The 13616-nt window shown below is 70.1% G+C and carries 10 protein-coding genes; all 10 read left to right on the top strand.

The genetic code is table 11. The features are described from left to right. The first annotated feature begins 25 nt into the window (after positions 1-25). A complete protein-coding gene (locus OIE49_RS13000) occupies positions 26-2656 on the top strand; it encodes a valine--tRNA ligase (protein WP_326802450.1) in 2631 nt (876 codons plus the stop codon). Positions 2657-2769: 113 nt separating this feature from the next. Then, a complete protein-coding gene (gene folC / locus OIE49_RS12995; protein WP_326802449.1) occupies positions 2770-4287 on the top strand; it encodes a bifunctional tetrahydrofolate synthase/dihydrofolate synthase in 1518 nt (505 codons plus the stop codon). A gap of 6 nt (positions 4288-4293) precedes the next feature. After that, positions 4294-4656, top strand: coding sequence for a DUF4233 domain-containing protein (locus OIE49_RS12990; RefSeq protein WP_326802448.1), 363 nt, complete (start codon positions 4294-4296; stop codon positions 4654-4656). Between the two features lie 64 nt (positions 4657-4720). Further along, positions 4721-5134, top strand: coding sequence for a nucleoside-diphosphate kinase (ndk, locus tag OIE49_RS12985; RefSeq protein WP_100566842.1), 414 nt, complete (start codon positions 4721-4723; stop codon positions 5132-5134). Between the two features lie 313 nt (positions 5135-5447). After that, positions 5448-6467: a rod shape-determining protein gene (locus tag OIE49_RS12980; protein WP_100566843.1), complete on the top strand. Its 1020-nt coding sequence runs from the start codon at positions 5448-5450 to the stop codon at positions 6465-6467. A 159-nt stretch (positions 6468-6626) separates the two neighbouring features. Continuing rightward, positions 6627-7568: a rod shape-determining protein MreC gene (mreC, locus tag OIE49_RS12975; RefSeq protein ID WP_326802447.1), complete on the top strand. Its 942-nt coding sequence runs from the start codon at positions 6627-6629 to the stop codon at positions 7566-7568. A 14-nt stretch (positions 7569-7582) separates the two neighbouring features. Next, complete coding sequence (gene mreD, locus OIE49_RS12970; RefSeq protein WP_326802446.1) at positions 7583-8260, top strand: rod shape-determining protein MreD; 678 nt, start codon at positions 7583-7585, stop codon at positions 8258-8260. Positions 8261-8331: 71 nt separating this feature from the next. Continuing rightward, positions 8332-10677 (top strand): penicillin-binding protein 2, encoded by a 2346-nt coding sequence (gene mrdA, locus OIE49_RS12965; RefSeq protein ID WP_326802445.1) that lies wholly within the window; start codon positions 8332-8334, stop codon positions 10675-10677. Further along, complete coding sequence (gene rodA / locus OIE49_RS12960; RefSeq protein WP_100566847.1) at positions 10674-11873, top strand: rod shape-determining protein RodA; 1200 nt, start codon at positions 10674-10676, stop codon at positions 11871-11873. The genes mrdA and rodA overlap by 4 nt, the downstream gene beginning before the upstream one ends. A gap of 76 nt (positions 11874-11949) precedes the next feature. After that, the gene (locus OIE49_RS12955) at positions 11950-13521 is read left to right on the top strand and encodes a CYTH and CHAD domain-containing protein (RefSeq protein ID WP_326806214.1); all 1572 of its coding nucleotides are present in this window, start codon (positions 11950-11952) and stop codon (positions 13519-13521) included. Positions 13522-13616: the final 95 nt, after the last annotated feature.

Here is a 13616-nt window from a genome sequence, read left to right as displayed (position 1 = left end):
GCGGTGACGCATCTAAACTGACCCCGTGACCGAGAACGCTCAGCAGCAGCCACCAGCGCCCGACACCGAACTGCCGACCCAGTACGCGCCGGCCGACGTAGAGGGGCCGCTGTACGAGCGCTGGGTGGAGCGGGGTTACTTCGAGGCGGACGCGAAGAGCGACAAGCCGCCGTTCACCGTCGTCATCCCGCCGCCGAACGTCACGGGCTCGCTCCACCTGGGGCACGCCTTCGAGCACACGCTCATCGACGCCCTCACGCGCCGCAAGCGCATGCAGGGCCACGAGACGCTGTGGCAGCCCGGCATGGACCACGCCGGCATCGCCACCCAGAACGTCGTCGAGCGTGAACTCGGCAAGGAGGGCAAGTCCCGGCACGACCTCGGCCGCGAGGCCTTCGTCGAGCGCGTCTGGCAGTGGAAGAACGAGTCCGGCGGGCAGATCTCCGGCCAGATGCGCCGCCTCGGCGACGGCGTCGCCTGGTCCCGTGAGCGCTTCACCATGGACGAGGGTCTTTCGCAGGCCGTCCAGACCATCTTCAAGCGGCTCTACGACGACGAACTGATCTACCGCGCCGAGCGCATCATCAACTGGTGCCCCCGGTGCCTGACCGCCATCTCCGACATCGAGGTCGAGTACCAGGACGACGACGGCGAGCTCGTCTCGATGACGTACGGCGACGGGGACGACACCATCGTCGTCGCCACCACCCGTGCCGAGACCATGCTCGGTGACACGGCCGTCGCCGTGCACCCCGACGACGAGCGCTACCGCCACCTCGTCGGCAAGCTCATCAAGCTGCCGCTGACCGACCGTTCCATCCCGGTCGTCGCGGACGAGCACGTCGACCCCGAGTTCGGCACCGGCGCCGTCAAGGTCACCCCGGCCCACGACCCGAACGACTTCGAGATCGGCCGGCGCCACGACCTGCCCGCCATCACCGTGATGGACGAGCACGCCGTCATCACCGTCCACGGCCCCTTCCAGGGCCTGGACCGCTTCGAGGCCCGCTCCGCCATCGTCGGCGCGCTGCGCGCCGAGGGACGGATCGTCGCCGAGAAGCGCCCGTACGTCCACTCCGTCGGCCACTGCTCGCGCTGCAAGACCACCGTCGAGCCGCGCCTGTCCATGCAGTGGTGGGTCAAGGTCGGCCCGCTGGCCAAGGCCGCCGGCGACGCCGTCCGGGACGGCCGCGTCAAGATCCACCCGCAGGAGATGGAGAAGCGGTACTTCGACTGGGTCGACAACCTCCACGACTGGTGCATCTCGCGGCAGTTGTGGTGGGGCCACCGGATCCCCGTCTGGTACGGGCCCGGCGGCGAGGTCGTCTGCGTCGGACCCGACGAGCAGCCGCCCGGTACCGAGGCCGAGGGCTGGAAGCAGGACACCGACGTCCTCGACACCTGGTTCTCCTCCGGCCTGTGGCCGTTCTCCACCCTCGGCTGGCCCGAACAGACCGAGAGCCTCGCGAAGTTCTACCCGAACTCCGTCCTGGTCACCGGCTACGACATCCTCTTCTTCTGGGTCGCCCGGATGATGATGTTCGGCCTCTACGCGATGGACGGCACCCCGCCGTTCCACACCATCGCCCTGCACGGCATGGTCCGCGACCAGTTCGGCAAGAAGATGTCGAAGTCCTTCGGCAACGCGGTCAACCCGCTGGACTGGATGGACAAGTACGGCTCCGACGCCCTCCGGTTCACCCTCGCCCGCGGCGCCAACCCCGGCGTCGACGTGCCGATCGGCGAGGACTGGGTCCAGGGCTCGCGCAACTTCGCCAACAAGATCTGGAACGCCACCCGCTTCGCGCTGATGAACGGCGCGACGGTGGACGGACCACTGCCGGACGCCTCGAAGATGTCGGCGACCGACCGCTGGATCCTGTCCCGGCTGAACTCGGTCGTCGCCGAAGTCGACGCGTACTACGAGGACTTCCAGTTCGCCAAGCTGTCGGACACGCTGTTCCACTTCGCCTGGGACGAGGTCTTCGACTGGTACGTCGAGCTGTCCAAGACGACGTTCCAGGCGGGCGGCGAGCCGGCCGAGGTCTCCAAGCGTGTCCTGGGCGAGGTCCTGGACGTCACGCTGAAGCTGCTGCACCCGGTGGTCCCGTTCGTCACGGAGACGCTGTGGACGACGCTGACCGGCGGCGAGTCCGTCGTCGTCGCCGAGTGGCCGACCGACAGCGGCTTCCGGGACGCGGGCGCCGAGAAGGAGATCGAGTCCCTCCAGTCGGTCATCACCGAGGTCCGCCGTTTCCGCGCCGACCAAGGCCTCCAGCCCGGTCAGCGTGTCCCGGCCCGGCTGACCCTCGACGGCACGGCACTGGCGCCGCACGAGGCCGCCATCCGCCAGCTGCTGCGCCTCCAGCCGGAGGGCGATGCCTTCACCGCGACGGCGACGCTGCCGGTCTCCGGCGCCGAGGTGGCCCTCGACCTCTCCGGGACGATCGACGTGGCGGCGGAGCGGAAGCGGCTGGCCAAGGACTTGGCCAACGCCGAGAAGGAGAAGGCCCAGGCGACGGCGAAGCTCGGCAACGAAGCCTTCCTGGCCAAGGCACCGGACAACGTCGTGGAGAAGATCCGGGGCCGCCTGGCCAAGGCCGAGGAGGACATCGCACGGATCGCCGCGCAGCTGGAGCGGCTGCCGCAGGCGTAAGGCACAAGCAGTACCCCGCAAACATGGGGAGCAGGGCGGCGAAGGCCCCCGGAGCCACTTGACTCCGGGGGCCTTCGCCCATGTATGTCAGCGGCCCTCCGTACACTGGCCTCGTGAGTGAGCTCCCCCCGGACCGCAGCGGTCAGCCCGACCCCCTCGACTCCTTCGACGAGATCATCGAGGCCGAGACCACCCGCGACCCCGATCTCGCGGTGATCGAGGCCGGCAGCCGCACCCTGCGCACGCAGGGCGGGCCGCCGCAGGCAGACGTACCCGGGCGCCCGGAGGACCCCGAGGTCGACCAGGCGCTGCGCGAGGTCGAGGGGGAGCTGGCCACCCGCTGGGGCGAGACCAAGCTGGAGCCCTCGGTCAGCCGGATCGCCGCGCTGATGGACGTGCTGGGCGAGCCGCAGCGGTCGTACCCGTCGATCCACATCACCGGCACCAACGGCAAGACCTCCACCGCCCGCATGATCGAGGCCCTGCTCGGCGCCTTCGACCTGCGCACCGGCCGGTACACCTCCCCGCACGTGCAGTCGATCACCGAGCGGATCAGCCTGGACGGCGCCCCGATCTCCGCCGAGCGGTTCGTCGAGACGTACCAGGACATCAAGCCGTACGTGGAGATGGTCGACGCCTCGCAGGAGTACCGGCTGTCCTTCTTCGAGGTGCTGACCGGCATGGCGTACGCCGCCTTCGCCGACGCGCCGGTCGACGTGGCCGTCGTCGAGGTCGGGATGGGCGGCAGCTGGGACGCCACGAACGTCATCGACGGTGACGTCGCCGTGGTGACCCCCATCGACCTGGACCACACCGACCGCCTGGGCTCCACGCCCGGCGAGATCGCGGGCGAGAAGGCCGGCATCATCAAGCAGGGCGCCACCGTGATCATGGCCCAGCAGCCGGTGGACGCCGCCCAGGTGCTGCTGAAGAAGGCCGTGGACGTCGACGCGACAGTCGCCCGCGAGGGGCTGGAGTTCGGTGTCGTGGCCCGCCGGGTGGCGGTGGGCGGCCAGCTGCTGACCCTGCGCGGTCTGGGCGGCGAGTACCCCGAGGTGTACCTGCCGCTGCACGGCGCCCACCAGGCGCACAACGCCGCCGTGGCGCTCGCCGCCGTCGAGGCGTTCTTCGGCGTCGGCGCGCAGCGCGCCGAGTCGCTGGACCCGGAGACGGTGCGCAAGGCGTTCGCGTCCGTCGCCTCGCCGGGCCGCATGGAGGTCGTACGGCGCTCGCCGACCGTGGTGCTGGACGCCGCGCACAACCCGGCGGGCGCGCGGGTGACCGCCGAGGCGGTCCAGGAGGCGTTCGACTTCAGCCGCCTGATCGGAGTGGTCGGGGCCAGCGGCGACAAGAACGTGCGCGGTCTGCTGGAGGCCTTCGAACCGATCTTCGCGGAGATCGTGGTGACGCAGAACTCCAGCCACCGCGCGATGGACGCCGACGAACTGGCCGCGCTCGCCGTCGAGGTGTTCGGCGAGGACCGGGTCCAGGTCGAGCCGCGGCTGCCGGACGCGCTGGAGGCCGCGATCACGCTCGCCGAGGAGGAGGGCGAGTTCTCCGGCGGCGGTGTGCTCGTCACCGGCTCCGTCATCACCGTCGGTGAGGCCCGACTGCTCCTGGGGAGAGGCTGACTTCTCGTGCGTACGCTGTGTTCCTCGACCCTGATCGGCGAGTTCTTCGTCATCGGCTTCGCCGCGCTGGTCGCGATGAAGGACCCCGGCCTGTCCATGACGACGGTGTGGACGGTCAGCGGCATCGCGATGCTGCTGTGCCTGCTGCTGTGCGGCGTGGTGACCCGGCCCAGCGGCGTGGTCCTCGGCTGGGTGCTCCAGGCCGCGCTGATCGCGTCCGGTCTGGTCGTGCCGACGATGTACTTCCTGGGCGTGATCTTCGCGGCCCTGTGGTGGGCCTCGGTGCACTTCGGGCGGAAGATCGAGGAGGCCAAGGCCAGATTCGCGGCGCAGGCCGCCGAGGCCGGCCCTCCGGCTGACGCTGCGTGACAGGCACGGCGACACGCCCTGTAACCTCGTCCCACCGCACATCTGCCAGGTGAAGGAGCCACCCGTGACCCAGCGCACCCTCGTCATCCTCAAGCCCGACGCCGTCCGTCGTGGCCTGACCGGCGAGATCATCAGCCGTATCGAGCGCAAGGCCGGCTGGCAGATCACCGCGCTGGACCTGCGCACCCTGGACTCGGAGACCCTGGAGCAGCACTACGGCGAGCACAAGGGCAAGCCCTTCTACGAGCCGCTGATGGTGTTCATGGCCTCCGGCCCGGTCGTCGTCATGATCGTCGAGGGCGAGCGGGTCATCGAGGGCGTGCGCGCGCTGGCCGGCCCGACCGACCCGATCGCCGCCGCCCCCGGCTCGATCCGCGGCGACTACGGCGTGATCGTCCGGGAGAACCTGATCCACGCCTCCGACTCCGAGGAGTCCGCCGAGCGCGAGGTGAAGATCTTCTTCCCGGGCCGCGGCTGACCCCCGAGAGCCCTCCCCGGCCCCGCCGACCTGACGACCCGTCAGCTCGGCAGTCCGCCTGACCTGGGCGGCCGCGCGAACCCGGCCGCCCAGTGGCATACGCGGTGCCGATCGGGGGAACGAGTGCCCCCGATGGACCGTCTCCACAAGCGGGTCGGTACGCCATCTGCTGACAATGGCGAAGACCCTCGCGCAGTGTTCGTGCAGGCGCGTCTACGATGGAAGCCTTCACGCCACAGCACCCACCTCGCCGTACCTGAACCGCCGTCAAAAGCTCCCAGGGAAGGCCAGACGAATCCTGATGGGGAACTCAATGTCGTTCATCGGCCGTGACATGGCTGTCGACCTCGGGACCGCCAACACGCTGGTGTACGTCAGGGGTCGCGGGATCGTACTCAACGAGCCGTCCGTCGTCGCGATCAACACCAACACCGGTGGGATCCTCGCGGTCGGCGCCGAGGCGAAGAAGATGATCGGGCGCACGCCGGGCAACATCGTCGCCGTCCGTCCGCTCAAGGACGGCGTGATCGCGGACTTCGAGATCACCGAGCGGATGCTCCGCTACTTCATCCTGAAGATCCACAAGCGGCGGTATCTGGCTCGTCCGCGCGTCGTCGTCTGCGTGCCCTCCGGAATCACCGGTGTCGAGCGCCGCGCCGTCATCGAGGCCTCGTCCCAGGCCGGCGCGCGCCAGGTGCACATCATCGAGGAACCGATGGCCGCGGCCATCGGCTCCGGCCTGCCGGTCCACGAGGCCACAGGCAACATGGTGGTGGACATCGGCGGCGGCACCACGGAGGTCGCGGTCATCTCGCTCGGCGGCATCGTCACCGCCCAGTCCATCCGCGTCGCGGGCGACGAACTGGACAACGCCATCATCCAGCACGTCAAGAAGGAGTACTCCCTTCTGCTGGGTGAGCGCACGGCCGAACAGATCAAGCTCACGATCGGTTCGGCGTACGACCTCGACTCCGACGAGCACACCGAAATCCGCGGCCGGGACCTGGTCTCCGGCCTGCCGAAGACCGTCGTCATCTCGGCCGCCGAAGTGCGCAGGGCGATCGAGGAACCGGTCAACGCGATCGTCGACGCGGTCAAGACGACGCTCGACAAGTGCCCGCCGGAGCTGTCCGGCGACATCATGGACCGCGGAATCGTTCTGACCGGCGGCGGCGCACTGCTGCGCGGACTGGACGAGCGGCTGCGCAGTGAGACCGGCATGCCGATCCACATCGCCGAGGACCCGCTGGACAGCGTGGCGCTCGGCTCGGGCAAGTGCGTGGAGGAGTTCGAGGCGCTCCAGCAGGTACTTGACGCCCAGCCCCGCAGATGACACAACTCTTCGACTCCGCCGTACGAGATGATCTTTTCTCGTACGGCGGATCGTTGATATAGAGGCTTAAGCTCCCGCAAGCGGGCCCCTTGGGATGGCGCGCAGACCGCGCTTCGCCGGGGCCACCCAGTTCCTATGAGGAAGGCACGGCCGCCGCACGTGAGGGACACGAAAGAGAGCCGGCTGCTCCTGGTGCTGCTGATCGCCATCGCGTTCGCGCTGATCACGGTGGACATCCGCGGCGGGGAGAACTCCCCGGTGGACGGTGCCCGGCAGGCCGCCGCCACCGTCTTCGGTCCGATCGAGAACGGCGTGTCGGCCGCGGTGAACCCGGTCGGCAACGCGGTCTCCGCGGTCCGCGACTCCGGCGAACGCCACGACCGGCTCGCCGCGCTGGAGAAGGAGAACGCCGCTCTCAAGGCCGAACTCGGCAGCGACGACCGCAAGCGCAGCCGCCTCACCCAGCTGAACAAGATGCTGAAGCTGGCCGGCGAGGGCCAGTACGGCATCAAGGGCGCCCAGGTCATCGCCATAGGGGCGACCCAGGGCTTCTCCTGGACCGTCACCATCGACGCGGGCGCCTCCGACGGCATCCAGCGCGACATGACCGTCCTCAACGCCGACGGACTGGTCGGCCGCGTCACCACCGTGGGCCCCAGCACCTCCACCGTGCTGCTCGCCAACGACCCCGACTTCACCGTCGGCACCCGGATGGAGGGCAGCGACGAACTCGGCTTCGCCTCCGGCCAGGGCGACCGGCCGCTGCGCGTGCAACTCCTCAACGGCAAGTCGGACGTGAAGAAGGGCGACCGCATGGTCACCTTCGGCTCCCAGGCCGACAAGCCCTTCGTGCCGGGCGTCCCGGTCGGTGTCGTCTCCCGCGTCGACCCCTCCGGCGGCGACCTGACCCGCACGGTCTACGTCACGCCGTTCGTCGGCTTCTCCAAACTCGACGTCGTCGGCGTCGTCGTCCAGGCCCCGAAGAAGGACCCGCGCGACGAGGTCCTGCCGCCGAAGCCCAAGCCCACCCCGACGCCCACGGTGACCGTGACAGTCACCCCCTCCGCCGACGCCTACGCCCCCGACCGGCCGCAGCAGTAGGAGCCTCACGTCCCATGCGCATCAACCGGATCCTGCTCTCCACCGCGCTGGTCGTCGTCGCCCTGGTGATCCAGGTGAGCGTCCTGTCCCGGCTGCACCTGCCCGGCGCCGTCCCCGACCTGCTGCTGCTCACCGTGCTCGGCCTGGCCATGGTCTACGGCCATGTCGGCGGCGCCCTCGTGGGCTTCGGCGCCGGACTGCTCGCCGACATCGCCCCGCCCGCCGACCACGCCGCCGGCCGCTACGCGCTCGTGCTGTGCGTCATCGGCTACCTCGCCGGACTCATCAAGCCTGAGAACGGCCAGGTCAAGTCGGCCACCGGCCCCATGGCCGTGGTGGTGGGCGCCGCCCTCGGCTCCACCCTGCTGTACGCGGGCGTCGGCGCCCTCGTCGGCGACACCGCCGCCCGCCATGTCGGCCTGGGCGGACTGCTGCTGACGGCCGCCGTGTACGACCTGCTGCTCGCGCCCTTCGTCGTTCCCGGCGTCATGTGGCTGGCCAGGCGCGCGGAGAACGATCCCCTCGCCGACACCGGCTCCGCCGGCAAGAAGGCCGACATCTCCTCCGGCTGGCTCTCCTCCGGCACCGGGCTGAGCATCGGCGGCCGGCGCGGCGCGCTCGGCAGCCTGAAGGCCAAGGCCCGCACCCGCACCACGCGGGTCGGCCGCATCAAGGGGGTCAAGCGCCTGTGAGAGCACGGCAGTCGGCCGCTTCACCGGCCGCACCGGTCCGTTACACGCACTGAGAGGGGGAGGCAGCACCCATGACAAATATTCCCGAGACCGGCAGGACCCCACGCGTCCAGACCCGGCTCGTCGTCATCCAGATCCTCGTCCTCTCCCTGCTCGGCACGCTCGGCGGCCGGCTGTGGTACCTCCAGATCCGCGAGGGCGCCCACTACCAGAAGGAGGCCTCCGGCAACCACGTCCAGCAGGTCGTCCAGCCCGCCGTGCGCGGCTCCATCCTGGACGCCCGCGGTGTGCCGCTCGCCGACAACGAGACCCGGCTGGTGGTCTCCGCCTCCCGCACCGACCTGCTCAAGCAGAAGGACGACGGCAAGGCGGTCCTGACCAAGCTCGCCGGCGTCCTCGGCATGGACGTCGACGAGGTCATGCTGAAGGTCCGGCTGTGCGACGCCAAGACCCCGCAGCCCTGCTGGAACGGCTCGCCGTACCAGCCCATCCCCATCACCGACGAGGCCACCCCGCGCCAGGCCCTGCAGATCCGCGAACGCGCCGAGGACTTCCCCGGCATCACCGCCGAACCCGAGGCCGTGCGCCGCTACCCCGGGCCCGGCAAGTCCAACTCCGCGCAGGTCCTCGGCTACCTCTCACCGGTCACCGACGACGAGATCCAGCGGGCCAAGGACACCGACTCCCCCTACCTGCGCTCCGACATGGTCGGCCGCTCCGGCCTTGAACGGCAGTACGACCGGGAACTGCGCGGCAAGGCCGGCGTCACCCGCTACGAGGTCGACAACCTCGGCCGCGTCATCGGCAAGTCCAAGTCGGACCCGGCCGAGACCGGCTCCAGCCTGGTCACCAGCATCGACTCCCGCGTCCAGCGGATCGCCGAGTACGAACTGGACAAGGCGATGAAGACCGCCCGGACCCAGTGGGACAAGAACACCAACAGGAACTACAAGGCCGACTCCGGGGCCGTCGTCGTGATGGAGGCCAAGACCGGCCGCATCGTCGCCATGGCGTCCGCGCCCACGTACGACCCGAACGCCTGGGTCGGCGGTATCTCCTCCAAGGACTACAAGGCACTCACCGGCAAGAACTCCAACTACCCGCTGCTCAACCGGGCCATCCAGGGGCAGTCCGCGCCCGGCTCCACCTTCAAGGTGGTCTCCACGGCCGCCGCGGTCGAGGCCGGCTACGACTTCAACGGCAACTACCCCTGCGTCAGCTCCTACTCGGTCGGCAACCAGGTCTTCAAGAACTTCGAGGGGGAGAACTTCGGCCCGATCTCGCTCGGCCGGGCCCTGGAGGTCTCGTGCGACACCGTCTTCTACTACCTCTCGGACAACGAGTGGAAGAAGGACGGCGGCATCAACCCGAAGAAGGGCAAGCCCAAGGACTACTTCTACAAGGCCGCCCACCAGTTCGGCCTCGGCAAGGAGACCGGCGTCGACCTGCCCAACGAGGTCACCGGCCGCGTCCCCGACCGCGAGTGGAAGCAGCGGTACTGGGAGGCCAACAAGGACGGCTGGTGCAAGACCGGCAAGAAGGACGGCAGCTACGTCGAGAAGATCGCGTACGAGAACTGCCTGGAGGGCAACAGGCTGCGCGAGGGCGACTCGATCAACTACTCCATCGGTCAGGGCGACACCCTCGTCACCCCGATCCAGGAGGCCGTGATCTACGGCGCGATCTCCAACGGCGGCACCATGTACACGCCGACCATCGGCAAGGCGGTCGTCAGCCCCGACGGCAGGAACGTCACCGAGATCAAGCCCAGGTCCCACGGCAAGCTGCCCGTCACCCAGGCCACCCGCAACATGATGGACCAGGCCCTGGCCGGCGTGGCCATCCGCGGTACCGCCGCCTGGAAGTTCGCCGGCTGGCCGCAGGACAAGATCCCGCTGCACGCCAAGACCGGTACCGCCGAGGTCTACGGCAAGCAGACCACCTCCTGGCTGGCCACCTACACCAAGGACTACTCGGTCATCATGACCATCGCCCAGGCCGGTACCGGCTCCGGCGCCTCCGGTGAGGCGGTCCGCAACATCTACAGCGCCATGTACGGCGTCCAGGGCGACGGCTCCATCGACAACAAGAAGGCCCTGCTGCCCACCCCGCAGAAGAGCCTGCCGCAGATCCGGTCCGACGGCTCGATCGCCGCCCCGAAGGTCCCCGCCGACCCGGCCAAGGACCAGGAGGAGAACGCCAAGCAGGCCGCCGAGCAGGGTGGTGCCACGCCGAACGACCAGCAGGGTGGCGCCACGCCGAACGACCAGCAGGGCGGTCCCACGGCAGGCGACCAGCAAGGCGGCACGTCACCCAACGACCAGCTGCCGCCGGCGACCACCGCCTCGCCCACCACAGGCAACCGCCAGACCCGTAGGCGCCAGCGCCGAAGCGGAAGCCGGAGGACCACCGCATGACCGGCGCGAACAGCTTCTCCATCTCCGGATACGGCCCCCAACGGGGCGGCTGGACACGGGTCTTCGCCCGCGACTCGGCCGCCCGTCGGCTCGACTGGCCGATGCTGTTCTGCGCGCTCGCGCTGTCCGCGATCGGCGCCGCCCTGATCTACTCCGCCACCCGCAACCGGACCGGCATCAACCAGGGCGACCCGTACTACTTCCTGATCCGGCACCTGACGAACACCGGCATCGGGTTCGCCCTCATGATCGGCACCGTCTGGCTCGGCCACCGCACCCTGCGCAACGTCGTACCGATCCTGTACGGGCTCTCGGTCGCCGGCGTGCTGTTGGTGCTCACCCCGCTCGGCGCCACCATCAACGGCAACCGCAACTGGATCGTCCTCGGCGGCGGCTTCTCCCTCCAGCCCTCCGAGTTCGTCAAGGTCACGATCATCCTCGGCATGGCGATGCTGCTCGCGGCCCGGGTCGACGCGGGCGACAAGATGTACCCCGACCACCGCACGGTCATCCAGTCGCTCGGACTGGCCGCCGTACCGATCATGGTCGTGCTGCTCATGCCCGACCTCGGCACGGTCCTGGTCCTGCTCACCATCATCCTGGGCGCGCTGCTCGCCTCCGGCGCCTCCAACCGCTGGATCTTCGGCCTGCTCACCGCGGGCGTCGTCGGCTGCATCGCCGTCTGGCAGCTGCACATCCTGGACGAGTACCAGATCAACCGGTTCGCCGCCTTCGCCAACCCCAGCCTCGACCCGGCCGGAGTCGGCTACAACACCAACCAGGCCCGCATCGCCATCGGCTCCGGCGGTCTGACCGGCGCGGGCCTCTTCCACGGCTCCCAGACCACCGGCCAGTTCGTCCCCGAACAGCAGACCGACTTCGTCTTCACGGTCGCGGGCGAGGAACTCGGCTTCGCCGGCGCCGGACTGATCATCGTGCTGCTCGGCGTCGTGCTCTGGCGGGCCTGCCGCATCGCCCGCGAGACGACCGAGCTCTACGGCACCATCGTCGCCGCCGGAATCGTCGCCTGGTTCGCCTTCCAGTCCTTCGAGAACGTCGGCATGACCCTGGGCATCATGCCGGTCACCGGCCTGCCCCTGCCCTTCGTCTCCTACGGCGGCTCGTCGATGTTCGCGGTCTGGGTGGCGATCGGACTGCTCCAGTCGATCAGAGTGCAGCGGCCCATGTCGGCGTAGCGGCGACCCGCGACCCGGACACCTGCCGCCGGACCCGAACCAGCACTAGATTCGGGTCATGGCGGACATGAAGGTCGTGGCGGACATGAAGGCGAAAAGGGAGATCGAGCGGAAGTACGAGACCGGCGACGGCGGGCCGCCCGACCTCACCGGCCTCCTGACCGGCATCGGACCGGTCGCGGCCGTCGTCGACCGGGGCGCCGCCGAACTCGACGCCGTCTACTACGACACCCCCGACGAACGACTCACCGCCGACGGACTCACCCTGCGCCGCCGCACCGGCGGCCACGACGCGGGCTGGCACCTCAAGCTCCCGGTCACCACCGGCGTACGCGACGAGATCCACGCCCCCCTCTCCGACACCGTGCCACCCGCCCTCGCCGCGCTCGTCCGCTCCCGCGTCCGCGACGGCGAACTGCTCCCACTGGTCCGCCTCCGCACCCGGCGCGGCACCCGCCACCTCGTCGACGCCGACGGCACCCCGCTCGCCGAGGTCGCCGTCGACGCCGTACGCGCCGAACGGCTGACCGGCCACGGCGGCGCGGCCCAGTGGACCGAGATCGAGGTGGAACTCGCCGACGACGGAGACCCGGCCCTCCTCGACGCCGTCGACGCCCGCCTGCGCGAAGCGGGCGTACGGCCCTCCCAGGCACCCTCCAAACTGGCCCGCGCCCTGACCGAGACCGCCACGCCGGACCACCCCGGCCCCGCAACGGCCCGGCACAAGGCCCCGAAGACGGCCGGCGACCACGTCCTCGCCTACCTGCGCGCCCAGCGCGACGCCCTCGTCGCACTCGACCCCGCCGTACGCCGCGACGAGTACGACTCCGTCCACCGCATGCGCGTCGCCACCCGCCGCCTGCGCAGCGCCCTGCGCACCTACCGCACGGTCCTGGACCGGACCGTCACCGACCCGCTCCGCGCGGAACTGAAACGGCTCGCCACCGAACTCGGCCGCGACCGCGACCAGGAAGTCCTCACCGAACGCCTCACCGCCGCCCTCGACGACCTGCCCTACACCCTGGTCACCGGCCCCGTCCGCACCCGGCTGCGCACCTGGTCCGGGACCGCCCACGGCGACGCGCGCCGACGGCTCGTCGCGGACCTCGACAGCGACCGCCATCTGGCCCTCCTCGACGCACTGGACGCCCTGCTCGCCGACCCGCCGCTGCGCCCGGCGGCCGCCGGCAAACCGGCCAAGGTGATCGCCAAGGCCGTACGCAAGGACCTCGCGGCGCTCTCCGCCCTGCTCCAGCACGCCCTCGACCAGCCGCCGGGCCACGATCGCGACCTCGCCCTGCACGAGGCCCGCAAGAGGGCCAAGGCCACCCGGTACGCGGCCGAGGCGGCCGTACCCGCCCTCGGCGATCCGGCCTCCGGTCTGGTGAAGGCGGCGAAGTCGCTGCAGACCCTGCTCGGCGACCACCAGGACAGCGTCATGGCCCGCCGTACCCTGCGCGAACTGGCCGGACAGGCGCACGCGGCGGGGGAGAGCGCCTTCACGTACGGGGTGCTCCACGGCCGCGAGGAGCAGCGCGCCGCCGAGCTGGAGGCACGGCTGCCGGACACCTGGAGGGCGATCAGGAAGGCCAGGAAGCAGGCCAGGAAGCAGGCCAGGAAGGGGAAGAAGGGGAGGACGGCCCTCTGAGCGCTCCCCGCGACGGCCTTCCGGGCGTTCGGGGCAGTCCCGGGACCGGGTTACGCTTGATGGTCACCCCTGTCAGCTCACGAAGGTCCGTCGAG

Origin of the sequence: Streptomyces sp. NBC_01788 (genome assembly GCF_035917575.1) — a bacterium.
In the GTDB taxonomy this organism is placed as follows: Bacteria; Actinomycetota; Actinomycetes; order Streptomycetales; family Streptomycetaceae; genus Streptomyces.
The sequence above is the reverse complement of the archived record's forward strand: the minus strand, read 5'-3'. Positions and strand labels throughout refer to the sequence as shown.

Bases quoted from the DNA above. Each gene is read 5' to 3' on its own strand.
- rodA (WP_100566847.1), top strand. From the start codon at position 10,674: ATGACCGGCGCGAACAGCTTCTCCATCTCCGGATACGGCCCCCAACGG.
- mrdA (WP_326802445.1), top strand. From the start codon at position 8,332: ATGACAAATATTCCCGAGACCGGCAGGACCCCACGCGTCCAGACCCGG.
- mreD (WP_326802446.1), top strand. From the start codon at position 7,583: ATGCGCATCAACCGGATCCTGCTCTCCACCGCGCTGGTCGTCGTCGCC.
- OIE49_RS12980 (WP_100566843.1), top strand. From the start codon at position 5,448: ATGTCGTTCATCGGCCGTGACATGGCTGTCGACCTCGGGACCGCCAAC.